The sequence below is a fragment of the Mesorhizobium sp. B3-1-7 genome (genome assembly GCF_006439385.1).
In the GTDB taxonomy this organism is placed as follows: domain Bacteria; phylum Pseudomonadota; class Alphaproteobacteria; order Rhizobiales; family Rhizobiaceae; genus Mesorhizobium.
In genome coordinates this window covers 1-25208 of record NZ_VFTL01000047.1, presented here as the reverse complement: position 1 = coordinate 25208, position 25208 = coordinate 1, and the positions used below count along the sequence as shown (strand labels likewise).

At 65.5% G+C, this 25208-nt stretch carries 22 protein-coding genes and 2 tRNA genes; 11 read left to right on the top strand and 13 right to left on the bottom strand.

What is annotated here, in order from left to right; genetic code table 11:
• Positions 1-19: 19 nt before the first annotated feature.
• From FJ417_RS29340 to FJ417_RS29310, 7 genes are all read right to left on the bottom strand, one after another.
• A complete protein-coding gene (locus tag FJ417_RS29340; protein ID WP_140785848.1) occupies positions 20-1291 on the bottom strand; it encodes a beta-ketoacyl-ACP synthase in 1272 nt (423 codons plus the stop codon).
• A 14-nt stretch (positions 1292-1305) separates the two neighbouring features.
• Positions 1306-2493: a beta-ketoacyl-ACP synthase gene (locus FJ417_RS29335; protein WP_140647947.1), complete on the bottom strand. Its 1188-nt coding sequence runs from the start codon at positions 2491-2493 to the stop codon at positions 1306-1308.
• Positions 2494-2548: 55 nt separating this feature from the next.
• A complete protein-coding gene (locus FJ417_RS29330) occupies positions 2549-2830 on the bottom strand; it encodes an acyl carrier protein (protein WP_027167184.1) in 282 nt (93 codons plus the stop codon).
• Positions 2831-3065: 235 nt separating this feature from the next.
• The gene (locus tag FJ417_RS29325; protein ID WP_140785847.1) at positions 3066-4208 is read right to left on the bottom strand and encodes a slipin family protein; all 1143 of its coding nucleotides are present in this window, start codon (positions 4206-4208) and stop codon (positions 3066-3068) included.
• Positions 4209-4570: 362 nt separating this feature from the next.
• Positions 4571-4639: transfer RNA gene (locus FJ417_RS29320), tRNA-Ile, on the bottom strand.
• A 2-nt stretch (positions 4640-4641) separates the two neighbouring features.
• Positions 4642-4715, bottom strand: a tRNA-OTHER gene (locus tag FJ417_RS29315).
• Positions 4716-4936: 221 nt separating this feature from the next.
• Positions 4937-5485, bottom strand: a complete 549-nt coding sequence (locus FJ417_RS29310) for a histidine phosphatase family protein (RefSeq protein WP_140647659.1) — start codon at positions 5483-5485, stop codon at positions 4937-4939.
• A 163-nt stretch (positions 5486-5648) separates the two neighbouring features.
• On the opposite strand from FJ417_RS29310, the gene FJ417_RS29305 reads away from it, so the two are divergent.
• From FJ417_RS29305 to FJ417_RS29295, 3 genes are all read left to right on the top strand, one after another.
• Complete coding sequence (locus FJ417_RS29305; protein ID WP_140785846.1) at positions 5649-6599, top strand: AEC family transporter; 951 nt, start codon at positions 5649-5651, stop codon at positions 6597-6599.
• 234 nt (positions 6600-6833) lie between these two features.
• Complete coding sequence (locus tag FJ417_RS29300; protein ID WP_140647661.1) at positions 6834-8291, top strand: NAD-dependent succinate-semialdehyde dehydrogenase; 1458 nt, start codon at positions 6834-6836, stop codon at positions 8289-8291.
• A gap of 95 nt (positions 8292-8386) precedes the next feature.
• Positions 8387-9412: an aldose epimerase family protein gene (locus FJ417_RS29295; RefSeq protein WP_140785845.1), complete on the top strand. Its 1026-nt coding sequence runs from the start codon at positions 8387-8389 to the stop codon at positions 9410-9412.
• Positions 9413-9457: 45 nt separating this feature from the next.
• Here the strand turns inward: FJ417_RS29295 and FJ417_RS29290 are convergent, their stop codons facing one another.
• Positions 9458-10375 carry a sugar kinase gene (locus FJ417_RS29290; protein WP_140785844.1) on the bottom strand — a complete coding sequence of 306 codons (918 nt, stop codon included), beginning with the start codon at positions 10373-10375 and terminating at the stop codon, positions 9458-9460.
• A gap of 158 nt (positions 10376-10533) precedes the next feature.
• On the opposite strand from FJ417_RS29290, the gene FJ417_RS29285 reads away from it, so the two are divergent.
• Together FJ417_RS29285 and FJ417_RS29280 are read left to right on the top strand one after the other, a co-directional pair.
• Positions 10534-10977 carry a FixH family protein gene (locus tag FJ417_RS29285; protein ID WP_140647664.1) on the top strand — a complete coding sequence of 148 codons (444 nt, stop codon included), beginning with the start codon at positions 10534-10536 and terminating at the stop codon, positions 10975-10977.
• Positions 10978-10984: 7 nt separating this feature from the next.
• A complete protein-coding gene (locus tag FJ417_RS29280) occupies positions 10985-12193 on the top strand; it encodes a cytochrome c peroxidase (RefSeq protein WP_140785843.1) in 1209 nt (402 codons plus the stop codon).
• Here the strand turns inward: FJ417_RS29280 and FJ417_RS29275 are convergent.
• Positions 12190-12642 (bottom strand): Lrp/AsnC ligand binding domain-containing protein, encoded by a 453-nt coding sequence (locus FJ417_RS29275; protein ID WP_140647666.1) that lies wholly within the window; start codon positions 12640-12642, stop codon positions 12190-12192. The genes FJ417_RS29280 and FJ417_RS29275 overlap by 4 nt on opposite strands.
• A 164-nt stretch (positions 12643-12806) precedes the next feature.
• Here FJ417_RS29275 and putA point away from each other — a divergent pair, with 164 nt between their 5' ends.
• Positions 12807-16415, top strand: a complete 3609-nt coding sequence (gene putA / locus FJ417_RS29270) for a bifunctional proline dehydrogenase/L-glutamate gamma-semialdehyde dehydrogenase PutA (protein ID WP_140785842.1) — start codon at positions 12807-12809, stop codon at positions 16413-16415.
• A gap of 42 nt (positions 16416-16457) precedes the next feature.
• On the opposite strand, the gene FJ417_RS29265 is transcribed toward putA, so the two are convergent.
• From FJ417_RS29265 to FJ417_RS29250, 4 genes are all read right to left on the bottom strand, one after another.
• The gene (locus FJ417_RS29265) at positions 16458-16772 is read right to left on the bottom strand and encodes an antibiotic biosynthesis monooxygenase (RefSeq protein ID WP_140785841.1); all 315 of its coding nucleotides are present in this window, start codon (positions 16770-16772) and stop codon (positions 16458-16460) included.
• 44 nt (positions 16773-16816) lie between these two features.
• A complete protein-coding gene (locus FJ417_RS29260; RefSeq protein WP_140785840.1) occupies positions 16817-17779 on the bottom strand; it encodes a TonB family protein in 963 nt (320 codons plus the stop codon).
• 127 nt (positions 17780-17906) lie between these two features.
• Positions 17907-18347, bottom strand: coding sequence for a hypothetical protein (locus FJ417_RS29255; RefSeq protein ID WP_140785839.1), 441 nt, complete (start codon positions 18345-18347; stop codon positions 17907-17909).
• A gap of 7 nt (positions 18348-18354) precedes the next feature.
• Positions 18355-20484, bottom strand: a complete 2130-nt coding sequence (locus FJ417_RS29250) for a TonB-dependent hemoglobin/transferrin/lactoferrin family receptor (protein ID WP_140785870.1) — start codon at positions 20482-20484, stop codon at positions 18355-18357.
• A gap of 288 nt (positions 20485-20772) precedes the next feature.
• Here FJ417_RS29250 and hemP point away from each other — a divergent pair, with 288 nt between their 5' ends.
• The 5 genes from hemP (at position 20773) to FJ417_RS29225 (ending at position 24913) form a co-directional block, all read left to right on the top strand.
• Positions 20773-20979: a hemin uptake protein HemP gene (gene hemP, locus FJ417_RS29245; protein ID WP_040981784.1), complete on the top strand. Its 207-nt coding sequence runs from the start codon at positions 20773-20775 to the stop codon at positions 20977-20979.
• Positions 20980-21046: 67 nt separating this feature from the next.
• Entirely contained in the window at positions 21047-22108 is a 1062-nt protein-coding gene (locus FJ417_RS29240; RefSeq protein ID WP_140785838.1) for a hemin-degrading factor, read from the top strand.
• A gap of 11 nt (positions 22109-22119) precedes the next feature.
• Complete coding sequence (locus tag FJ417_RS29235; RefSeq protein WP_140785837.1) at positions 22120-23013, top strand: hemin ABC transporter substrate-binding protein; 894 nt, start codon at positions 22120-22122, stop codon at positions 23011-23013.
• Between the two features lie 6 nt (positions 23014-23019).
• Positions 23020-24117 carry an iron ABC transporter permease gene (locus FJ417_RS29230; RefSeq protein WP_140785836.1) on the top strand — a complete coding sequence of 366 codons (1098 nt, stop codon included), beginning with the start codon at positions 23020-23022 and terminating at the stop codon, positions 24115-24117.
• A gap of 7 nt (positions 24118-24124) precedes the next feature.
• Positions 24125-24913: a heme ABC transporter ATP-binding protein gene (locus tag FJ417_RS29225; RefSeq protein ID WP_140785835.1), complete on the top strand. Its 789-nt coding sequence runs from the start codon at positions 24125-24127 to the stop codon at positions 24911-24913.
• Positions 24914-25208 lie beyond the last annotated feature (295 nt).

Here is a 25208-nt window from a genome sequence, read left to right as displayed (position 1 = left end):
ATTAGCGGAAAAAGTCCGATTAGACCGGTTCCCGCGCCATGACAAGGCAGGTGTTCTGGCCGCCGAAGCCGAAGGAATTCGACAAAACCGTGCCGACCTCGGCGTTGCGCTTCTTGTTCGGCACGACATCGAGCACGATCGCCGGATCGGGATTGTCGTAGTTGATGGTCGGCGGGATGACGCTTTCGCGCATGGTCAGCAGCGAAAAGGCGGCCTCAACCGCGCCGGCGGCCGACAGCGTGTGGCCGATCATCGACTTGTTGGACGAGATCGGCATCGAGCCGATGCGTTCGCCGAAGACGGTGGACAGCGACAGGTGCTCCATCTTGTCGTTTTCAGGCGTCGAGGTGCCGTGCGCGTTGACGTAGTCGATCTCGTCTTCGCCGAGGCCCGCATCGGCCAGGGCGGCGCGCACGGCGGCGATAGCCGGCGAGCCGTCGGGCTTGGAGCGGGTTCGGTGGAAATCGTCGGCCTTTTCGCCGCAGCCGCGCATGATGCCGAGGATCGTCGCGCCGCGCGCAAGGGCGGCTTCCAGCGATTCCAGCACGAGCGCGCCGGAGCCTTCCGCCAGCACGAAGCCGTCGCGGTCCTTGGAGAAGGGCTTTGAGGCCTTCTCGGGGATATCGTTGTGAGTGGAAAGCGCCGAGAGCAGCGAGAAGCGGATCAGCGCTTCGGCGGTTGCCGAGCCGTCGGCGCCGATTGACAGCGCCTTGTCGCATTCGCCGCGCCGGATCGCCTCGACCCCGAGCTGGATGGCGGTGGCGCCCGAGGCGCAGGCGGTCGACAGCGTGATCGGCAGGCCGCGCGTGCCGAAGCGGTCGGCCAGGCGATCGGCGATCGAGCCGAACTGCGTGGTCTCGAAGACATCCAGCTCCTTCAATCCGCGCGCCACGCGCAGCAACCTTTCGGCGCCAGCGTCCTGCTTGTCGGAATTATAGAGCGAGAAGCGGTCGGCCCAGTCGAGCTCGACCGGCGGCGAGGCCAGGAACAGCGGGCCACCGAAATCGCCGGACTCCAAACCAGCTTCCGAGACGGCCTCCTGGGCCGCGGTCTCGGCCAGTTCGTAGGTGAGGTGGCTGGCGCCCTTGGAGCTCGACGGCAGGAAATCCACCATGCCGGAAATGCGGGTGTTGAGCTGATCGACCGGAAAGCGGGTGATCGGATGGATGCCGGATTTGCCCGAGGTCAGCGCCGCCCAGTTGTCTTTCTTGCCGACGCCGAGCGAGGTCACCACGCCGATGCCGGTCACGGCGACGATAGGCCTGCCCATATGGTCTCGGAGATTGGCCATGTTTGCGTCTCTTTCTAGGCGGCCTTGATCAGCCCCAGGCCCTCGAATTGGTGATAGCCGATCGCCGTTGCAAGGACGCTATTGGGCGCGCCCTCGAATTGCCGTTCCACTGTGGCATCGAAGACAGGGTAGGCGGCCTTGCGGTCGACGGCCATTGCCGCGAGCGCAACCGCAAAGGGGAATTGAGCCTCCTTCATGTGGCCGGTCAATGTCGAGAAGGCACGCATGGCCAAGGCCGGGTTGGCGTCGAGCACCGCCTTTTCGGCCGCCGTGGCGGCGTGGGCGCCGGAAGCGGCGGAAATCGTCAGCAGATCGCCGTCGGGAAGGGCGGCCTGCTTCAGCAATGCGGCGATTTCGGCATTCAGTTCACCGCGCCGGCGCCTGGCGCGGCCGGAGATGACGGGGCCAAGCTCGGCGTAGATCTTGCGGCCGCGGTTTTTTGCGTGCTCGCGCTGTTCCAGCACCAGGAAGGCGCCGCCGGAGCCCGTCACCACACCGCCGCCTTCGGCGCCCTGGCGTTGCCAGACCGGCTTCCATGGGCCGCGATGCAGGTAACCGGCCAGCTCATAGCCGAGCAGCATGTCGGAATGCTCGGTCTGAAAGGCGCCGCCGACCAGAACATGGGTCGACTGTCCTGAGCGGATGCGCGCGGCCGCCGTCTCGACAGCCGAGACGCCGGCGCCTTCCTCGCCCATGAAGGTGCGGGAGGAGCCGGTGACCTTGTGAACGATCGAGATGTTGCCGGCGAGCAGGTTGGAGAGCTGGGCCAGGAACAGGGTCGGCCGCAGTTCCGTGGTCAGCTTCTCGTTGAGCAGCACGTCGCGGTCGTTGCGGCTCTCGGAGGCCGCGAGGATCGCGGCATCGACGGCTTCGTCGCGCTCGCCGCCACCGGCCGCCACCACCATGTCCATGGTCGCGCAAAGCTCGTCGTCGCCCTTGATGCCGGCGTCATCCAGCGCCAGGCCGGCGACATAGGTGCCGAGGCGCTGCCAGGTTTCCATCTGGCGCTGGTCGCCGCGCTTGGCGATCTGCAGGTTCCAGTCGATCTCGGGCAGGGGATGGATGGTGTAAGGCGCAAAGCGCTCTGCCTCGAGCACCGGCTCAAGGCCCGGTCGGGTGAGCTTCTGCCAATGCGCATCCGGACCCTCTCCAAGCGAAGAGACAAGGCCGATGCCGGTGATGACGACGTCGTGAGAACTCATGGGCGGCTGTTGTGGGTCAGCTGGCAGGGCGCGTCAAGACCGCGCCCGAGCCGGCTCAGGCGGCCTTGGCCGCGACCAGCGCGTCGATCTTGGCGCACAGGTTCTTCATGACGAAGTAGTCGTCGGTCGAGGCCTTGCCGTCATTGACCTCCTGCGTCCACTTCTCGAGCGGCACCTTGATGCCGAATTCCTTGTCGATGGCAAAGACGATGTCGAGGAAATCGAGGCTGTCGATGCCGAGATCGTCGATGGTGTGGCTCTCGGGCGTGATGGTGTCGATATCGATCTCGCTGGTGTCGGCAATGATCTTGGCGACTTTCTCGAACGTGGTGGACAAGGGCTCTTCCTTCGGTTGCGGGCGGAATCTGTCCGCATCTTGTTTGGGCGCTGTCTAATCGGTTTTTCCCGGCAGGAAAAGGCCTGATGCGCCGGGGCAGATGGGATGCCGGCTTTGGGAACGCAAGAAGGGCCGCCGGTCTATCCGGCGGCCCTTCCCATTTTACGCGGCGTCAGCTTTCTATTCCGATGCATGTCGTTGTTCCAAAACCGGAACCACTTTTGGGCGACATGCGTCAGTCGCGGAGCTTAACCAGGTCGTTGAGCAGCCCGCCCGTCCCGTTGTGGACGGTGAGCCGCTCGACCTTGCCGGCGATGGTTTCGAGAGCCTCGAGCTCCTTCAGCCGCAGCATCACCGGGTTCTCGGCCATCACCTTGGCCGTGTTGAGCAGCGAACGCGTGGCGTTCGTCTCCTCGCGGCGGCGGATGACGTTGGCCTCGGCCTGCTTCTCGGCCGCGACCACCTGGTTGAGGATCTCGCGCATATCGCCCGGCAGGATCACATCCTTGAGGGCGATATCGCTGACCTCGACGCCGATCGCGGCCATGTCGTCGCGCACCTTGGCCGCCGCGTCCTCGTCGACCGTCACCTTCTTGTCGAGGATCTGGTCGAGCGTGAGCGCGCCAAGCGTCTTGCGGAAGGCATACTGCAGGGCGCGGTAGAGGGCTTCCGAGAAGTCCTTCACCGTGCTTACCGCCTTGACCGGATCGACGACCCGGTATTCGGCGGCGATGTTGACGCGGATCGTCACGCGATCCCTGGTCAGCATTTTCTGCCCGGCGACATCGAGCGACTGACGCTTGATGTCGACGACCTTCACCTGGACCATGCGGCCGACACTCCAGAAGGCGTGCACGCCCGCTTCAAGCGTGCGGGAAAAGACGCCGTCCACGAAGAGCAGCCCGACCTGACCGTCCACGACCGGATTGACGAAGATGTGCTCCGTCTTCCGGGCCTGGCCGATCCGGCGCATCAAGTCCGGATCGACGGCGAGATCGGCTGCCGTATCGACAGACGTCACCTTCCACGGTCCGGCATCCGTCCACAGCACGAGCTTGCGGTCCGGCGACAGCACGGCATGGAGGGCGCCGTCGCGCTCGATGACGGCGACGTCCGTACGCCCGGTGCGAGCGACGGTGAAATGACGCGCGGCCACGTCCGGGAGCTTGTCGAACAACGCCTTCTCGTATGCCGAAACGAATTCCGGGTTCTTCAGGTCGTGCCTGGAGATTTCCAGGTTTCCGCGCCGGTTGGCGAGCCAATGTTCGCCCGGCATCAGGATTGCCTGGATCTCGCCCTTGTAGAGGGCGACGGCACGTTCATTTTCCTTCACGAGCACGCGCTGGCGTCCAAGAAGCTTTTCGAGAATGGTCTTCATTGTCTTACTCCTGTCGGGCATGGCCCCATGCGAGGCGTCACGTCATGCGTCGATCATCCCTTCGTTTTCTCGTTTCACGTCGTCGTACTTCATGTCCCGGGCACGAATGATCCAGGGACCGGTGGCATCGATCCGCGGCGGGCCTTCGGGAGCGGATCGCGGGGCGGCGAAGCGGGCGCCGGAAGCCGAAGCTTCCCTTGCCGGCCGCGCCGCGCCTTGATCGTCACCGCGGGCCTGGCCGCGAGCCGATGGCGCAGAACATCGCCGACCGGCAAGGCCGAAGCCCTGCCGTCCGTGAAGTCCTCGCATTCCGGTCCCCGGACCGTTTCGAATAACACCGTGGAGGGTGCTGGCTTTCGAGGCCAATGGAGAAGGATTCGAACCTTCGACCGTCAGATTATGAGTCTGATGCTCTAACCAATTGAGCTATCCGTGGTGCTGATGAAGGGACTCGAACCCCTGACCTCCGGACCCAAATCCGGCGCTCTCCCTCTGAGCTACATCGGCGATCCCAACACCCGAAACGGCGCCGTACACAGCGCGGCAAAGCCGGCTGCGCGGGCGGAGACGAAAGCTCCAACCGTTGTGCTCGCTTCGGTTTTCGTGACCGGGAGCGCGCCTATAGACCCTGCGACGGGTTGTCGCAAGCGGCATTGTCGCGGCGGATGTGCGGCTTCTTCCGGATGTGGCATTTCGGCCACTGTAGCGAGCCGCGCGGGCCGGCGCCCTCAGAAGGTGACGCGGCCGAGCACCTTGAGGGCGTCGCCTTCCGGCACCACAACCACGGCTTCGCCCTCGCGCGGCGCTACGCCGGTGAGCGCCTCGATGTTTTCCACATGCGTGACCAGCACCAGATTGTCGGAGCCGGAATAGCCGCGGATTTCCTTCATGACCGCTTCCATTTGCGCGGCCTTTTCGGCCGGGTCGGTTTTCAGCAGGTCGAGCGGCGCGAAGGGCTGCGGCTCGGATTCGAAAGCGATGCGGGCAGTGTCGAGGCAGCGGCAGTAGCGGCTGGAGAGCACGTGATCGATCGGAGCCGCGCGGGCCGCGAACAGCGCGCCGATGCGGCTTGCCTGCTGCTTGCCGCGCTCCGACAGGTTGAGCTGCGTGGCGCAATTGCCGATGTCGAAATTGGCCGGGTCGGCAGCTCCGGTGACGAAGGCATGGCGAAGCAGCACGACATGGCCGCCGTCGCGCAGCAACGCCCAGCCGGCGTCCGTCGCGTGGGCAAGGCTCGGAGCGGCCAGGAGAAAAAGCGCCAGAACAATTCGCAGCATCGGAAGTCCTTTGGCGGCCCGGCGGGGGCCAAGACCGTGATCGGCATATAGGGATCGCAAAGCCGGCCGGAAAACAAGCAGCGGCGCCGGGGAACGGCGCGCGGCGCCAATTGCATGGCGAACAGGGCTCGCCTATCACGGGAAAAATGTCTCCGCCCAGAAAATGACTCCGCTCACCGAAACCGTCCTCTTCGTCTTCAGCCTTGTGGCGCTCGGCTATCTGGCCGGGCTCACCTTCTATCTGAGGCCGGCGAGCGGGGAGGGCATTTCCGAATTCGCCGTCAACGTGGCGATGCCGTTGCTGCTCTTCCAGACCATGGTCAAATCGGACTTCCATGGCGTCACGCCGTGGTCGCTGTGGGGCGCCTATTTCGCGGCCGTGGCCATCACCTGGGCCGCGGGCCATCTGGTGATGACGCGGCTGTTCAGGCGAGATGCGCGCGCGGGCATCGTCGGCGGCGTGTCGTCGGCCTATTCCAATGTCGTGCTGCTCGGCGCGCCCTTCATCCTCGGCATCTTCGGCGCGAGCGGCTTCGAGGTGCTGTCGCTGCTGGTCTCGGTCCACCTGCCGATCATGATGATGGCCTCGATCGTGCTGTTCGAGATGTTCGGGCGCGGCAGCGGCGAGGCGATCCATCCGCTGCGCGTCGTCAAAAGCTTCCTCAGGCGGCTGTTTATCAATCCGCTGATCATAGGCATCCTGGTGGGGCTCGCTTGGCGCCTCACCGGCGCGGCGCTGCCGGACCTTATCGAACGGCTGGTCGACACGCTCGCCGACACGGCCGGTCCGGTGGCGCTGTTCGCCATGGGGCTCAGCCTGCGCCGCTTCGGCATCTCCGGCAATATCCGGCCGGCGCTGGCGCTGTCTGGACTGAAACTGTTCCTGATGCCGGCGCTGGTGCTGGCGTTCGTGTGGCTGCTCGGCCTGCCGCCGCTGACTGCCAAGGTCGCGGTGGTGGTTGCAGCACTCCCTTCGGGCATCAATTCCTACCTGATCGCCGTCCAGTTCAACACCGGCCAGGCGCTGGCCTCGAACCAGATGACGCTTGCCACCGCAAGCGCGGTGGTGACTACGTCGTTCTGGTTGACGGTGGTGATCCACGTCTTCGGATAAGGGATGTCGTTATTCAGGTGAGGCCGGCCTGACCTGAATCTCAACATCCCTCCACCAATCTCGCACGCAAGCAATCCGCGCTCGCCTTTGCTGGCCCAACCCCTATATGCCATCTTGTGATTGCTTGCCCGCCTTTCCCTAGGTAAGAGCAATGCGCCAGCGTGCGGCTAGCGAGCACGCTTCAACGGATATCCAGAAAAACGGCCGATCAGCGCGCCGAACGGAGGCCAGACCATGCTTCAGAAAACCAGTCATTTCATGCGCCAGGCCAATCTCATCAATGGTGAATGGGTGCAGGCCGACAGCGGCCAGACCATCGACGTCAACAATCCGGCGACGGGTCTCAAGATCGGCACCGTGCCGAAGGCCGGCAAGGCCGAGACTCGCCGCGCCATCGAGGCGGCCGAGGAGGCCTTCAAGAGCTGGCGCAAGACCACCGCGCTCGAGCGCTCGAAGCTCCTGCGCAAGCTGCATGACGCGATGATGGACAATCAGGACGTGCTGGCCGAATTGCTGACCATCGAGCAGGGCAAGTCGCTCGCCGAATCCAAGGGCGAGATCGGCTCGGCCGCGGCCTACATCCTGTGGTTCGCCGAGGAAGGCCGCCGCGTCTATGGCGACATCGTGCCGTCGCCATGGGGCGACCGCCGCATCCTGGTGACCAAGGAGCCGGTCGGCGTCATTGCCGCCATCACGCCGTGGAATTTTCCGTCCTCGATGCTCGCCCGCAAGATCGGCCCGGCTTTGGCCGCCGGCTGCACGGCGGTGGTCAAGCCCGCCTCGCAGACGCCTTATTCGGGCCTCGCCTGGGGCGCGCTCGTCGAGGAAGTCGGGTTCCCGAAAGGCGTCGTCAATGTCGTGACAGGTTCGGCTGGCGAGATCGGCGACGAAATCTGCGCCAATCCGCTGGTCAAGAAGATCACCTTCACCGGCTCGACCGAGGTCGGCAAGATCCTCATCCAGAAGTCGGCAACGACGGTCAAGAAAGTGTCGATGGAGCTCGGCGGCAACGCGCCGTTCCTGGTCTTCGACGATGCCGATGTCGACCGCGCGGTGGCCGGCGCCATCACCGCCAAGTACCGCAACTCCGGCCAGACCTGCGTTTGCACCAACCGCTTCCTCGTGCAGGCCGGCATCTACGACAAGTTCGTCGAGAAGCTCGCCGCCGCCAGCAACAACCTCAAGGTCGGCTCGGGCCTGGAGGAAGGCGTGCAGCAGGGGCCGCTGATCGACGAGAAGGCGGTCGAGAAGGTCGAGGAGTTCATCGCCGACGCAACCTCGAAGGGCGGCAAGGTCGTCGCCGGCGGCAAGCGCCATGCGCTGGGCGGCTCCTTCTTCCAGCCGACGGTCATTGCCGACGCCACGCCGAAGATGCGCTTCATGAAGGAAGAGATCTTCGGGCCGATCGCGCCCGTGTTCAAGTTCGAGACCGAGGAAGAGGCGGTCGCCTTGGCCAACGACACCGAGTTCGGCCTCGCCGCCTATTTCTACACCGGCGATCTCGGCCGCGCTTTCCGGGTAATGGAAGGCCTGAAATACGGCATGGTCGGCGTCAATGAAGGCCTGATCACCACGCCCGAGGCGCCGTTCGGCGGCGTCAAGGAATCCGGTCTCGGCCGTGAAGGCGGGCATCAGGGCATCGAGGACTATCTCGATACCAAATATGCCTGTTTCGGCGGCCTCGGACTCTGATATCGATCCCTGGGATAGGGCAGGCGTTTGGCCTGCCCTTGCCGGATGATGCGCCATCGGCCTAAATCCACGGATCAGGAAATGACATTTCGGGCATGGCGATGAAAGACGGCGAGGTCTTCGGCACGACGCAGGCGGGCGAGGCTGTGCGCCGCTTCACCATTCGCGGCGGCGGCATCACCGCCAACATCATCGGGCTTGGCGCCATCGTCCAGGATCTCAGGCTGAGCGGCCACGATGCGCCGCTGGTGCTGGGCTACGACCGTTTCGAACCCTACGAGAGCGACCGCGCCTTCTTCGGGGCGGTAGTCGGACGCTTCGCCAACCGCATCGGCGGCGGCCGCTTCACCATCGCCGGCAACCGCTACCAGACCGAGCAGAATTTTCTCGGCAAGCACACGCTGCATGGCGGCTCGGAAGGCTTTTTCCACCGGCCATGGACCGTCTCGCTGCACGGCCGCGATTTCGTGACGCTGACATTGCACGATCCGGACGGCGCCATGGGATTCCCGGGCGCGCTCGACGTCACCTGCACCTACCGGCTGAAGATCCCCGGCACGCTCAGCATGGAACTGACCGCGACCTGCGAGGAGCCGACGCTCTGCAACCTCGCGCAGCACTCCTATTTCAATCTCGACGATGGAGGGGCGGGCGACATCCTCGACCATCGGTTGATGCTCAACGCCGGCGCCTACACGCCCGTCGATGACGAGATGATCCCGACCGGCGTGGTGAAGCCGGTCGACGGCACGCCTTTCGATTTCCGGCAGGCGCGGGCGCTGCGCATGGAAATGGAAGGCGAGCAGCTTCGCTATGACCTGAATTACTGCCTGGCCTCCAGCCGCGGGCCGCTACACCAGGCTGCCTGGGTGCAAGGCGCCAATTCAGGCGTCGAGATGGAAGTGTGGACCACCGAACCGGGACTGCAGCTCTATAGCGGTCAGTTCGTCGCGCCGACATCGCCGGGGCTCGACGGTCGCCGCTACAGGGCGTTTTCGGGCCTCTGCCTCGAAGCGCAGACGTGGCCTGACGCGCCGAACCGGCCCTATTTCCCGCAGGCGACGCTATGGCCGGGGCAGATCTATCATCAGGTCACCGAATACCGGTTCCGGCTGCTTTAAAGTTCTACGATATTGAAGTAATGCCTGCTTAAGCTTCGACGGAGCTTAACTGTCGAAGGCTGCCCTCAACGTATCGAACGGGGCAAGCGCGCCGCGAACCTGCACGACCGCGGCGGCGACTTTATGCGCGCGGCGAGCGGCGGCGTCGGGCGCATGGCCGGCAAGCCGCGCAGCGAGATAGCCGCCATTGAAGGAATCACCAGCGCCGGTGGTGTCGACGGGGGCGGCCACATGCACTGCGTCGACTGTTTGTAAAACGCCGTTCAGCGCAATCAGGGCCGGCTGCTCGCCATTCTTGACCACGACCTCGCCGGTCAGCTTGCCAAGGCGCTCCGCCGTCGCCCGCGGCGTCGGATCCCCGAACAGCATCTGCTCGTCCGGGAAGGTTGGCAACGCGATGTCGCAGACCGCAAGCGCATTGATGATCGCGGCTTGGGCTATCTCACGGCTTGGCCACAGACGCGGCCGATAGTTCGGGTCGAAGGCGACGAGCGAGCCGGCGGCCCGGGCCGCAACTATGGCCGTCAGCAAAGTTTTCCGCGCGGCCTCGTCCAAAATTGCCAGGGTGATTCCGGAAAGATAGACAAGCGCCTGGTTTTCAAGGCTTTTCACGAGTGCTGCCGGATCGGAGGCAAGCTGGCGCGCGGCCGCGTCGCTTCGCCAGTAGGTGAAGGCGCGCTCGGCCCCGGTGAGCGTTATGGCGTAAAGGCCGGGGCGCGCGCCGGCAATGACCGGACTGTTGCCGACGCCTATGCCGTTCTCGGCAAGGAAGGCAATCTGGTCGCGCGAGAAGGGGTCGTCGCCGAAGGCCGACACGTAGGTCGCGGGCCGATCCGGGCTCAAGGCGTGCAACGCCCAGAGCGTGTTGAAGGTATCGCCGGCAAAACCCATGCGCCAGTTCGGGCCGGCCTGGCCCGACAGTTCCAGCATGCATTCACCGATCGACGCGATACCCTTGTCCATGCGGGCTTGTCCCTTCCTAAGATATTGTTGCTGTAGCTTTTTGCGACCGGCAGCGCCATGCTTGGCTAGCGGCGAATTTTGCGCCAGAAGCGATTTCCCACAGGCAGGGCGGGACGCGACAAGCGAACCGCGACGTTAACAGCCGAAGAGGAACGGGTTTGGCATCGATATGGCGTTACATTCTTGCGGGTCTCGGCCTTGCCGCTCTGCTGGTCGGCATCGTGGCCGCGGTCTATCTGATGCTGCCGCAATCGGCGTCCGGCCCGGACATTTCACGCTCCAAGAAGACGGCGAACGGCCTGTTCGTCGCGAGCTTCGAGCCGGAACGCGGCGTGATCCGGCAGGGCGAGTTGCAATCCTGGCTGCTGACGCTGAAGACCGCCGCCGGCGCGCCGGTGGAGGGGGCAGCCATCACCGTCTCCGGCGGGATGCCGCAGCACGACCACGGTCTGCCGACCAGTCCGCAGGCGACCGATTACCTCGGCGACGGACGCTACCGCATCGACGGCGTGAAGTTCACGATGAGCGGCTGGTGGCAGCTGCATTTTGGTATTTCGGCGGCGGCCGGGTCCGATTCCGTCGTCTTCAACGTCGTGTTGTGAGGGGGCGATGAGACGGCTGGCCAGCGTTGCAGGTCTGCTCGCATTGGCGACGCTTTTGCTCCTCGGCGGTTGCGGCAAGCCGCAGTTCAGCGATGCGGAGAAGAAGACCATCGCCTCACTGGCGTTGAACACCTTGCCCTCGCTCAAACCCGACACCACGAACCAGTATGCGGATGTGCCGGCGGCCGCCGCGCTTGGCTCGACGCTGTTCTTCGATGTCGACATGAGCCGCGACGGGACGGTGTCCTGCTCGACCTGCCACAAGATCGACCGCCAGTTCCAGGACGACCTGCCGCAGGCGGTCGGCGTCAGCCGCACCAACCGCCGCACCATGCCGCTGGCAGGCGTGGCGCGCGATCCCTGGTTCTTCTGGGACGGCAGGCGCGACAGCCTGTGGGCGCAGGCGCTGACGCCGCTGGAAAATCCGCTGGAGCAGGCGGGAAACCGCGCCGCCTTCGCGCATTACATCAAGAAGCGGTTCGGCGAGCGCTATGAACGCATCTTCGGGCCGCTGCCGGACCTTTCGACCGTGCCGGCCAACGCCAGCCCGCTCGGCACGGATGCCGAGAAGGCGGCGTGGAACGCCATGCCCGCCGGCCAGCAAGACGACGTCAACCGCGTCTATGCCAATATCGGCAAGGCGATCGCCGCCTTCGAACGCTCGATCGAGCCTCGGCAAACGCGCTTCGACCGCTTCGCCATCGATCTGGCCACCGGGGCAGCGCCGCAAGGCGACGCCGCGTTCTCGCCGGAGGAGATTCTCGGGCTGAAGCTGTTCATCGGCAAGGCCAACTGCGTGACCTGCCACAATGGCCCGCGCTTCACCGACAATTCCTTCCACAACACCGGCGTGCCGCCGGTCGAAGGGCTGCCGCCGGACCGCGGGCGCGTCGATGCGGTGGCGCAGGTCGAGGCCGACCCGTTCAACTGCCTCGGCAAATTCCGCGACGGCGACGAAAGCGCCTGCCGCGAGCTGCGCTTCATGGTCAAGGACGGTCCGCAGATCATGCGCGCCTACAAGACGCCGTCGCTCAGGGGCACCGCAAGCCGGCCGCCCTACATGCATGCCGGCCAGTTCTCGACGCTCGATGAGGTGGTGGCGCATTATTCGAAGGCGCCGCTTGCCGTCGAAGGCGTTTCCGAAGTGCACTCGCTCGACCTTTCCGAGCGCGAGCGGGCGGCGCTGGTGGCTTTCCTGAAAACGCTGTCGGATTAGCGATCCTTCACCGTTTCCATCGCCACGAAGGTCGAGGTCTGGGCGACGTGGGGCAGGGCCGATATGCGCTCGCCGAGCACCCGCCGATAGGCGGCGATGTCGGTGGTGCGGACCTTCAACAGATAGTCGAAGCTCGAGGCCATCATGTGGCACTGCTCGATCTCCGCCACGCCCTGCACCGCGCGGTTGAAGGCGTCGAGCGCCGCCGAGCGCGTGTCCGACAGTTTCACCTGGACGAAGGCGACGTGGCCTTCACCCATGCGCTCGCGGTCGATGACTGCGCGGTAGCCTCTGATGTAGCCGTCCTTCTCCAGCCGCTTAACGCGCGCCTGCACCGGTGTCTTCGACAGGCCGACCTTGCTTGCGAGTTCCGACATGGAAAGCCGGCCGTCGCGCCCGAGCGCGGCCAGGATGTTGCGATCGATGCGGTCCAATTGGTCTTCAATCATCGATATTGCAGTCAATACGATTGAAAGGATGCCTATATGATAGATCGAACGGACTGCTTTGTCGATTTCTTTGGACCGACTGAAATTCGCAGCTGTGCTAGCTTGCGCCATTCGGTCCGGCGACCGCCAGACCGCTCGCTCACGCTCGCTTTCATGGACCCGACATGCCGCTCGACGCCATCCGCCAGCAGATTCGCGCCAATTATTTGCCCGACGAAGACGAGGCGGTGAGGCGCCTGTCGGCGACAGCGGGGCTTTCGGCGGAGGAGCGCAAGGCGATCTCGGCCCGCGCGGCCGAACTGGTGCGCGCGGTGCGCGGCTCGACCGACCCCAGGCTGATGGAGGTCTTCCTCTCGGCCTACGGCCTGTCGACCAAGGAAGGCGTGGCGCTGATGTGCCTGGCCGAAGCGTTGCTGCGTGTGCCCGACACCGAGACGATGGACGACCTCATCGCCGATAAGATAGCGCCGCATGACTGGTCGGCGCATTCTGGCGGCTCGAGCTCCATCTTCGTCAACGCCTCGACCTGGGCGCTGATGCTGACCGGCCGCGTGCTCGACGAAGGCGAGGGCGGCATCGAAGGCACGCTGCGCGCCATGGTGCGCCGGCTGGGCGAGCCGGTGATCCGCAAGGCGGTGGCCGCCGCCATGCGCGAGATGGGCGAGCAGTTCGTGCTTGGACGCACCATCGCCGAGGCGATCAAGCGCGGCCGGCCGATGACGCAGAAGGGCTATCTCTATTCCTTCGACATGCTGGGCGAGGCGGCCCGCACGGAAGCCGATGCGCTGCGCTACCACCGCGCCTATGCCGACGCGATCTCCTCGCTCGATTCCGGCTCCAACGGGCCCGACATCCGCTACAACCACGGCATATCGGTGAAGCTCTCGGCGCTGCACCCGCGCTACGAGGAGGCGCAGAAGGAAAAGATGCTGCCGGTGATGGCCGAGCGGCTTCTGTCGCTGGCGCTAGCGGCGCGGCATTCGCGCATGGGCCTCAACATCGACGCCGAGGAAGCAGACCGGCTCGACCTGTCGCTCGACGTCATCGAACGCGTGCTGGCCGAGCCGGAACTCGCCGGATGGGACGGGTTCGGCGTCGTCGTCCAGGCCTATGGGCCGCGCGCGGCCTTCGCCATCGACTGGCTCTATGCGCTCGCGAAAAAATACGACCGCCGGATCATGGTGCGGCTGGTGAAGGGCGCCTATTGGGACACCGAGATCAAGCGGGCGCAGACGCTCGGCCTGTCCGGCTATCCGGTCTTCACCCGCAAGGCCAACACCGACGTTTCGTATCTGGCCTGCGCGAAGAAGCTTTTGTCGATGACCGACCGCATCTACCCGCAGTTCGCCACCCACAACGCGCACACGGTTGCCGCCATCCTGTCGATGGCGAAGGACCGCGACAGCTTCGAGTTCCAGCGTCTGCACGGCATGGGCGAAGCGCTGCACGAGACGGTGCGCCAGGCCGAAGGCACGCGCTGCCGCATCTACGCGCCGGTCGGCGCGCATTCCGACCTGCTCGCCTATCTGGTGCGGCGTCTGCTGGAAAACGGCGCCAATTCCTCCTTCGTCCACCAGTTGACCGACGAGGAAGTCGAGCCCGAGGAGATCGCGCGCGATCCGCTCGAGGCCGTCGAGACGCAGGGGCCGGCCGCCAATCCGGCGATTGCGCGCCCCGCCGCGATTTTCGGCGCCGGACGCCGCAATTCCAGGGGCTTCGACATCACCGATCCGGTGACGCTTGCGGCCATCGACAAGGCGAGGGCGGAATTCGCCGGAACGGACCGCTGGCACGCCAAGCCGGTCACGCGCGCCGCCGGCTACGGCAAGCCGCGCCAGATCGTCAATCCGGCAAAGCCCGACGAGGTCGTCGGCACGGTGCACGAGGCGGCGGCCAAACAGGTGGCGACCGCCGTGCGCATCGCCGTCGACGCGCAACCCGCCTGGGGGAAGCGCCCGGTTGCCGAGCGCGCCGCGATCCTCAACCGCGCCGCCGACCTCTACGAAGCCAATGCCGCCGAATTCTTCGCTCTCGCCACCCGCGAGGCCGGCAAGTCGCTGGCCGACGGGGTCGCCGAGGTGCGCGAGGCGGTCGACTTCCTGCGCTACTACGCGACCGAGGCGGCGAATGCCGAAGCGGGCACGCAAGCGCGGGGCGCGATCGTCTGTATCTCGCCGTGGAACTTCCCGCTGGCGATCTTCACCGGCCAGATCGCCGCGGCTTTGGTCACCGGCAATTCGGTCGTCGCCAAGCCGGCCGAGCAGACGCCGCTGATCGCCTTCCGCGCCGTCGAGATGCTGCGCGAGGCCGGTGTGCCGGAGGACGTCATCCAGCTTCTGCCGGGCGATGGCCCGTCGGTCGGCGCGCCGCTCACCGCCGATCCGCGCATCGCCGGTGTCTGCTTCACCGGCTCGACCGAGGTTGCCAAGCTGATCGAAAAGCAGCTGGCCGAAACCGCGGCGCCCGATGCCATGCTGATCGCCGAGACCGGCGGCTTGAATGCGATGATCGTCGATTCCACCGCGCTGCCGGAGCAAGCGGTGCGCGACATTCTCGCCTCGGCCTTCCAGAGCGCCGGCCAACGCTGCTCGGCGCTGCGCGTGCTCTACGTTCAGAAGGACGTCGAGAAGAAGATGCTGGAGATGCTGAAAGGCGCGATGGAAGCGCTCACTATCGGCAATCCCTGGGCCATCTCGACCGATGTCGGCCCGGTCATCGACGACGAGGCGCAAGCTTCGATCCGCGACTATTGCAAGAAGAAAGGTCTGGAGGGCCGGCTGATCGCGAAATTGGAAGCGCCGGCAACCGGCCGTTTCGTCGCGCCGCATGTCTTCCGCGTCAAAGGCATAGAGGAAATGGAGCGCGAGGTGTTCGGCCCGGTGCTGCATGTCGCGACCTTCGATGCCGACGAGATCGACGCGGTGATCGCCGCCATCAACCGCAAGGGCTACGGCCTGACCTTCGGCCTGCACACCCGCATCGAGGGCCGCGTGCAGCATTTCGTCGACGGCATCCATGCCGGCAACATCTATGTCAACCGCAACCAGATCGGCGCCGTCGTCGGCTCGCAGCCCTTTGGCGGCGAGGGGCTTTCGGGCACCGGCCCGAAGGCCGGCGGACCGCATTACCTGCGCCGCTTCCGCAAGGGGCCGGAGGCGGGCACCGAGGTTGGCGAGGGTCACAAGGTGACCGCGACGGAGCTTGCCGACAATCTGCCGGATCCGACGCTCGGCGGCTGGTCGACGCGGCCGGATCGCGTGGCGATCCTGAGAAAGCATCTGCGCGGCAAGGGCGCGGCGGCGATCGCCGCCGCAGCAAGCCTCGATTTCGGCCAGGTCGACCTGCCGGGGCCGACCGGCGAAGCCAACACGCTGTCGCTGTCGCCGCGCGGGAGGGTGCTGTGCCTCGGCCCGGATGCCGAGACGCTGCTCTCGCAGACGATCCAGGCGCTCGCGGCCGGCAATGCCGTGCTGGCGGTGGCGCCGGGCGCTCCGGCGGCGCTGTCGGCGCTGACCGGCAAGGGCCTGCCGCTGGCGGCTATCGACGGCCGGCCCGATCCGGTCGAGGCGCGCTCGCTGCGGGTCGATGTCGTCGCCTTCTCCGGCACGCCGGAGGCGGCGCGGATCGTGCGCAAGGTGATTGCCGAGCGCGCCGGTCCGATCGTGCCGCTGGTCAGCGAGGTGCTCAACCCGGCGGCTTACGCGCATGAGCGCGCGGTCTGCGTCGACACGACGGCCGCAGGCGGTAACGCCAGCCTGCTGGCGGCTGCATAACAGGCGAGCAAGGCTGGAAGCGCCGTCGCGAACCGGCGACGGTCAGGCGCCTTCGACCACCGAAAAGCCCTCGAATTGGGGATGGCCGAGATAGTGCACTTTCGAGCCGCCGGCATTGCGATGGACGGCGCGGAAGTTCTCCGATTTCGTCCAGGCGACGAAATCCTCCTGGCTTGCCCAGACGGTGTGCGAGGCAAACAGGGTATAGCCCTCGGTCTCGTTGACCGGGCCGCGCAGCAGGTGGAACTCCCTGAAACCCTGCATTTCGGAGAGGCTTGAATCGCGGTTCTTCCAGACGTCCTCGAAGGCTTCTTCCGAGCCGTTCTGGACCTTGAAGCGGTTCATGGCGATATACATCTGGTTCCTTTCGAAAATGGACGAATTCTTAGGGTGGTGAAGGTTTAAAAAGGGCCGATCCGCGCCTTGAACACCCAACTTGATTTTCCGGTCTCGGGTGGAATGGGAGGGAACGGTGCCTGCTTGCGCACCAGCGTCAAAGCGAACTGATCGAGCTCGGCGGACCCTGAACTCTCAGCGAGCTGCAGGTCGCTGACGCTGCCGTCGGCCGCGACGACGAAAACCACCCTGGCATTGTTGCGAGCCTTGGCCTGGATCGATTTCGAAACGCGACGGTTGGCGCGGGCAAGCTTCTTCTGGATTTCACCGCTGTAGCGGGATTCGAGCGCGTTGCCGGCGGCCTGTTTCTTCCCCTTGCTGGCGATGACCGGCGCATCGCGCGTATCGCCATCCGCCGTGCCGCGCGGTTCAACGGTTTCACTTGGCCCCGCCGATCCGGCTGGTGCGCTCGATGTCGCGCTCGGGACCAGTGATTGCTCGGGCTCGGCAGGGGGCGCTTGTGTGCTTTGCGGCTCGATCGCGGGCGTCGGCTTGCTGTCCGTGGGGACGCTCCGATCATCCTGGCGCGGCGTGGCGGCCGCCAGGATATCCGGCGTGGGGGCCGGCTCCTTGACGGCTTCGGGCGGAGGCTGAGGCGTCACCTGTTCACTTACCGGCTGCGGCGACTCGGCCGGCGGAGCGGGCTGGACAGCCTGGTGTTTTGCCGGTTGCGGATCCGGCACCAGGGTAACATCCACCGCGCCGGACGCCTGGTCATCCAAGGCGCTGCCGATGACGTTGGCGCCGGACTGGTCGGTGCCCTCGGCCCTGATCGCGTCCGCAGAGTCGAATGTCCCCGCGGGTGCGATCAGAAACGCCGCCGCGGCGGCGCCATGGAGCAGGCCGGAGGCGATGATCGCCACCGTCCATCTGCGGTCTCCGGCGGATTGCCGCGTCCGCATGAGCGGCTCGGCCGGCTTGATCGCCAGTTCACTGCCTGCATCGGAAGGGTGATCGATATCCTGCATGTCTCGCGCCGAGACCTGCCGCACGCGACAAGGAATTGTCAAATCAAGATCGGTTGCCGCCCATGGCGGTGGACGGCAGGCAGTCCACGCCATTGCGTCAAGCGGGAAGGCCGGATGCAGTCCCACCCTATACGCCGAAAGCGATGGCGATCCTGGTCGAGGTCTTCAGGCCGCGCATGCAGGCCGCCGGCTCGACGCCGGTGCCGGCGCATTGCGTCGCGCCGTTGATCAGCACGCGGCTGAGCTTGCCGCAGTCGGCGCCGGTGAAGTCGAAGCGCGTGACCTTGGTCTTGCCGGCCGGCAGGTCCTTGAAATCGAGCACCGTGAGGCGGTCGACGGCGCCGGCCTCGTTGAACAGCGCAATCTCGAAAGCCGCCTTGGACAGGTCGGCGCCGAGCGCGTTGTTGACGACGAAGGTCAGCCGGCAGCCCTTGTCCGAAGGCCGTGCCGCATTGAGCTCCAGGTTCAGGGCCGGAGCCGGCGCGGACTGGGCCCACGCCGGCGCCATCGCAAGCGGAATCGCAAACGTCGAGGTCAGCAGACGAAAGGATGCCGTCAAGCGTTTCATGTCTTCCTCAACCTCCAAAGCGCATGGTTGCCGCCAGCTTCAGCGTGACGCCGGGTTCGTAGAGGACGGCGGTCGTGCTTCCGTTGAGCGGGTTGGTGTATTTGACGTCGAACAGATTGTCGGCGCGGAAGTCGAGCTTGAGATTGTCCGTCGCCTGGTAGCTGGCGAAGGCGTTGACCAGCGTATAGTCCTTGGCCACCGGATTGCCCTTGGGCTTGCCGTTGTACTGCACTTCGCCGCCGACGGTCAGCTTGTCCTCGAGGAAGCGCAGGCCGAGCTGGGCCGTCACCTGGGAAGAGGGGACGGTGGCCAGGTCGGCGCGCTCGCCTTCATAGGAGATGGTGTGGCCATTGATTATGGAGGCGGACAGGCCGGCATAGCCCCAGCCGGCGTCGTAGACGCTTTCCAGCTCGAAGCCGTTGATCTTGGCCTTGGCAAAGTTCTGGTACTGGAAGCAGATCGGAATGCCCGGGCCGAACGGGCAGCCGCTGGTCGGATCGAAGGGCGAGAGCGTCACGCCGTCGATATAGTCGTCGACATTGTTGTTGAAGTAGGCGGCCTTGAGCCGCAGAGCGTCGCCGCCCTCGATCATGTCGTTTTGCTTGTAGTTGACGCCGAACTCGACGGTCTTGCCGGTCTCGGGCTTGAGGTTCGGGTTGGGCAGGAAGGGGAAGCTGACGCCGGCCGGATGGTTGCCGCTGATCAGCGTCTCGGTCAGCGAGGGCGAGCGATAGCCTTCCGCGTAGGTGCCGTAGAATTGCAGGCCGGCCAGGCCAGCGCTTTCGAAGGGCGAGACGCCGATGGTGATGCGCGGCGATACCCGGTCGCCGGAGGTCTCATTCGTATCGTCCTTCAGGCTGTAATTGTCGTAGCGCAGGCCGCCAATGACCTCGAGCCACTCCCAGGTCAGCTTGTCCTGGATATAGGCGCCGGAGACGTTGCGCTTGCCCGATGGCGTGTAGAAGCTGTCGCCGCCGGCCGTGCCGCCGGTCTCGACATCGTCGCCGACCCAGTCGCCGCCATAGGTCAATTCGTGGGCGACGCTCGCCGTCTCGAAGCGCGACGTGTTCCAGATGTCGATGCCGGTCGTGCCGACGTCGAAAGTGGACAGCGAGCCGGCCGGCAGCACCACGGGCAGGCCGGTGGTCGGATCGAAGCGATTCTGCGCGGTGAGCGTGGTCAGGTCTAGAACTGTCTTGTTGTAGGAAGCGTTGATGTGGAGGTCGAGCCAGCTCCTGGCGTCGTCTGTGATGTTGTAGCGGGCCGTGAAGGTGTTCGACTTCAGATCGACGTCATTGGCCGGCACGCCGCCGCTGGTTTCCGTCCATCCGTCGCTCGAGCCGACCCAGCCGAGCTTCAATTCGCTGTTCTCGGTCGGGCGAATCGAGGTCTTGAGCAGGCCGCTCAACACGTCGAAACCGGTGCCGGCAACGGTATCGCCGCCGCCATTCTTGTAGTCGTCGTAGTCGCGGTAGACGATGTTGCCCAGAACGTCCCAGTTCTCGTTGATCCGGTAGGCGCCGGTGGCGCTGGTGGTCCAGCCCTTGCCGTTGCTTTCATAGCGCCCGGTCAGCGACCCGGCCCATGTCTCCTCCGGCTTGAGGAAATCCTCGGCGTCTTTGGTGTCGAAGAAGACGACGCCGCCGATGGCGCCGGAACCGTAGGTATTGGCAACCGGACCGCGGATGACGTCGACCGACTTGATGAGCTCGGGATCGACATAGAAGGTCGACTGCGTGCCGTGGTCCGAGCGCTGGAAGTCCTGCCGGGCGCCGTCGACGATGACTGCGACGCGGCCGAAATCCTGCAGGCCGCGGATGTTGATGCTGGAGCTGACGCGGCGCGCGTCGGCCTGCACGGCGACGCCGGGCACGCCGAGCAGCATTTCGTTCGGCGTGGTCGCCATGCGGCGGTCGAGCTGCTCCTGGTCGACATGGCTGGCCGAGGCCAGCGACTGGATCGCCGTTTCGCCCGTGCGGCTTATGACGAGGATCTTGTCGAGCAGGGTTCCTTCGGCCGCGGCCTTTTCATCAGCCTTCTTTTCCTGATCGGCCTGCTGCTGGTCGGCCGCCGGCTGCGCGGCCTGCTGCGCTTTGGCGGCGGGCGCGCCAAGCGCGATCGCCGCCGAACCGGCCATCAATATCGCCACCGCCCGCGCCAACGATCGGAAGCCCGGGCCCGCGCTGTCGCCCGCCAGGCCCGTCCGTCCCCAAGTCACCAACCCCATGCCCCAACTCCAGATTCAGGCTCACAGCTGGCTGGCCAGTGGCTCGCTCGCATTTTTGATCACGTCCGGCGTCTTAAATGTTGACTCATTTAGTCCGGTAATGCACTGACTAGTAAACATGATTATTCGAGTCAAGAATTTAATCGGCATTTTACGAGGCTGCGGCCAAGGTGGCCGTCAGAGAAAAGGACCGACCCGATGAACACGCACAATCCCAACGATTTTCGCTATCGCGTCCGCCGCCCGGAGGACACGCAGATGCGTTACGAAAGGGTGCCGTTGGCGGTGAGGACGCTGTCCAGCAACACGCTGTTCCAGGGTGAGCACGAGATCGGCATCGAGCATCACGGCGCGCTTTACCGCCTGAAGATCACCCGCCAGGGCAAGCTGATCCTCAACAAGTGAGGATCGGCGGTGGGGCAGGCGAGCACAGATCAGGCATCACAGGTGGAAGACATTGCAGGTGGAAGTCATGGACCAGCGCGTTAAGCCGTCGCCGGAGGAAATCCGGCGGGCGCGAGAAGAAAATCCGAAAATGCGGGAGCGCGATCTTTCGGCGCAATTGGGCATTTCGGAAGCGGAGCTGGTCGCGGCGCAGTGCGGCGTCGGCGCTGTCCGCGTCGAGCCGCGCGTCAACGATCTGCTGACCGGCCTCGAGGCGGTCGGCGAGGTGATGGCGCTAACCCGCAACGAAAGCGCCGTGCATGAAAAGATCGGCGTCTACGACAAGGTCGTTACCGGCAACCACAACGCCATGGTGCTCGGCGAAAATATCGACCTGCGCATCTTCCCGAAGGTCTGGGCGCATGGCTTTGCCATGGAGAAACGCGACGGCGGCGAAATCCGCCGCAGCCTGCAGTTCTTCGATGCGGCGGGCGAGGCGGTGCACAAGGTGCATCTGCGGCCGGCGTCGAACCTCTATGCCTACCAGAAATTGGTGGCGAGCCTCGAATCGTCGAACCAGGAGCCGACCGTCGCGATCCTCCCAAGCGCGGCGGAAGGGGAGGGTGAGGGGCAGGGTTCTGCCGCCTCGATCGACGATCTGCGCGACCGCTGGAGCCGGCTCACCGACGTGCATCAGTTCTTCGGCATGCTGAAGACGCTGAAGCTCAGTCGCCGCGAGGCGGTGCGCATGGTGGGCCAGGACTATGCTTGGCTGCTCGACAACGACGCGGTGAGCGCCATGTTCCATCACGCGGCGGCAGGCGAGATGCCCATCATGTGCTTCGTGGGCAACCGCGGCTGCATCCAGATTCATTCCGGTCCGATCAAGTCGGTCAAGCCGATGGGGCCGTGGATCAACGTGCTCGACGAAACCTTCCATCTGCATCTGAGGACCGACCACATCCACGAGGTCTGGGCGGTGCGCAAGCCCACCAAGGACGGTCATGTCACGTCGCTGGAGGCCTATGACGCCAGTGGCGACATGATCATCCAGTTCTTCGGCAAGCGTCATGAAGGCGAAGGCGAGCGGGAAGACTGGCGCTTCCTGGCCGAGAACCTGCCCCGCATCCCCAATCCGACCGCTGCTTGAGGTAGCACCCAATGCACTTTGTTCTCCGTTTCCGCGCGGCGCTTGCGCCGATGCTCGGTGTCCTGCTTGCGTTCACCGCGCCGTCGGCCGGCGCTAACGAGGGGGTGGCCGTCTTTTCGGACACCTCGCGGATCGCCTCCATAGGCGGCTCGATCACCGAGATCGTCTACGCGCTCGGCGAGGAAGGCCGTCTCGTGGCCCGCGATTCGACCAGCAACTATCCCGAGGCGGCGGCGAAGCTGCCGGATGTCGGTTACATGCGCGCGCTCTCGCCCGAGGGTGTCCTGTCGGTCAATCCGACCGGAATCCTGGCGCTGCACGGCAGCGGTCCGAAAGAAGCGGTCGACGTGCTGAAGAAGTCGAGCGTGCCGTTCATCGAGGTGCCGGACCACTACAATCATGAGGGCATTCTCGAAAAGATCCGCATCGTCGGCAAGGCGCTGGGGGTCGAGGCGAAGGCGGAGAAGCTCGCCGCGGAGACGGACGCGAAGCTGACGGCGGCCGAAAAGCAGATGGCTGCGATCAAGGATCGCAAGCGCGTGCTGTTCGTGCTGTCGACGCAAGGCGGCAAGATCCTTGCCGCGGGCAGCGACACCGCGGCCGACGGCATCATCAAGCTTGCCGGCGCGGTCAACGCGGTCGAGGGCTTTTCCGGCTACAAAGGGATGACCGACGAGGCGATCGTCAGCGCCAGGCCGGATGTCATCCTGACGATGAAGGGCGGCGGACCGCCGATCTCGGAAGAGGAGCTGTTCGCCAACCCGGCCGTCGCTTCGACACCGGCGGGCACGAGCCGCAAGATGATCAGCATGTGGGGCGGCTATCTGCTCGGCTTCGGCCCGCGCACGGCCGAAGCCATCCATGATCTTGCCGTCTCGCTCTATGGCAACCAGGTCACGGACTGAGCGGCGATGGCCGAACAGTCCATTGCCGGCGCGGTCAGGGTGATGGCGGCCGATGGCGACCGCTCGGCCCGGGCAAGGCTTGTCATCCTGCTCTTGTGCCTGGCGCTCGCGCTCTGCGTGTTCCTGTCGCTGACGTCGGGCGCCTCCGACGCCTCCGCCGTCCGCGTCATCCGTGACTGGTTTACAGGCGCCATGCCCGCCGACGCGGCGCTGGCCGCGCGCGACAAGTTGATCGTCTACGACATCCGCATGCCGCGCATGCTGCTCGGCGCGCTGATCGGCGCCGCGCTCGCCGTCTGCGGCGCGGTGATGCAGGGGCTGTTCCGCAATCCGCTTGCCGATCCCGGCCTGATCGGCGTTTCCGCCGGCTCCAGCCTGGGAGCGGTAGCGATCATCGTGCTCGGCGCCACGTGGCTTGCGCCCGCCACGCTTGCATTCGGCACGCTCGCGCTGCCGCTCGCGGCCTTCTTCGGCGGGCTAGCGGTGACGTTGCTGCTCTATGCCATCGCCACGCGCCAGGGGCGGACGTCGGTCGCCACGATGCTGCTTGCCGGCATCGCCATCAGCGCCCTTGCCATGGCGCTCACCGGCATCCTCATCTTCATGGCCGACGACCGGCAACTGCGCGACCTGACCTTCTGGCAGCTCGGCTCGCTTGCCGGCGCGACATGGCCGAAGATCGGCACAGTGGGGCCGGTGATCGTGCTGGCGATGGCCGCTATGCCGTTCCTGTCGCGCGGCCTCAACGCGCTGGCGCTGGGTGAAGCGACCGCGAGCCATCTCGGCATTTCGGTGCAGCGGCTGAAATACACGGCCATCGTCGCGGTGTCGGCGGCGGTCGGCGCTTCGGTCGCGGTCAGCGGCGGCATCGGCTTCATCGGCATCGTCGTGCCGCATGTCCTGCGGCTGGCGATCGGTCCGGACAACCGCTATTTGCTGCCGGCTTCCGCCCTGCTCGGCGCCTCGCTGCTTCTCATCGCCGACGCGGTCGCGCGCACCATCGTCGCGCCGGCCGAGCTGCCGATCGGCATCGTCACGGCGGTTGCCGGCGCGCCGTTCTTCCTGTGGATCCTGCTGCGCAAGCGCGGCGTCATCGATTTGTGAGCTTGCCATGATCGAAGCGCGCGACATCTCGGTGGCGATCGGCGGCAAGCGCATCGTCTCGCATGTCGATTTCGCCGCACGGCCCGGCGAGGTCTCGGCCATCGTCGGCCCGAATGGGTCCGGCAAGACGACCTTGCTCAAGGCGCTGACCGGCGAGCTCGCCTATACCGGTACCGTCACGCTCAACGGCCGCGACCTGTCGGCCATGAAGCCGGTCGAGGCAGCCACGCTGCGCGCCGTGCTGCCACAGGCCACGACGCTGTCCTTCCCGTTCACCGTGCGCGAGATCGTTCGCCTCGGCCTGATCGGCGGGCGCTCCGGCTTGCTGCCGGGCGAGGCCCAGCGCCTCCCGGAACGGGCGCTGGCGCGTGTCGACCTCGACGGTTTTGCCGGCCGCTTCCACCAGGAGCTTTCCGGCGGCGAGCAGCAGCGCGTGCAGCTTGCCCGTGTGCTCTGCCAGGTCTGGGCGCCGGTGCTCGAGGGCAGGCCGCGCTATCTCTTCCTCGACGAGCCTGTCTCCAGCCTCGACGTCAAGCACCAGCTCATCATCATGAACATCGCGCGTGATTTCGCCCGACGCGGCGGCGGCGTGGTGGCGATCCTGCACGACCTCAACCTGACGGCCATGTATGCCGACCGCATTTTCGTGCTGCATGGCGGCCAGCTGGCCGCCGCGGGGTCGCCAACGGACGTGCTCAATGACGAGCTGATCGAGAGGGTGTTCGACTGCCGGCTCAGGGTCGGCGCGTTGCCTGCCGGAAGCGTGCCATTCGTGTTGCCGCAATCGGCCGCTTAGGCTTGGCGGTGAACTTCGTCATCCACGGGCGGAGCAAGGAGCGTAGCGACGCAGCGCAGACCCGAGGATCCATTCCGTGACATCAACCGAAGAATGCGGCGATCCAGAAGGAGCGCTGGCGCCTACGCCGCTCGTTCTGCATCGCCGCGGCGCTCGCACGTCACGGAATGGATTCTAGGGTCTGCGCTGCGTCGCTGCGCTCCTTGCTCCGCCCTAGAATGACGAAGTCGAGGGTGGGCGGTGGCCCTCGAGAAAACAGGTCGCAGGTCTTGATCACGCAGCAGGCGCGCGCTGC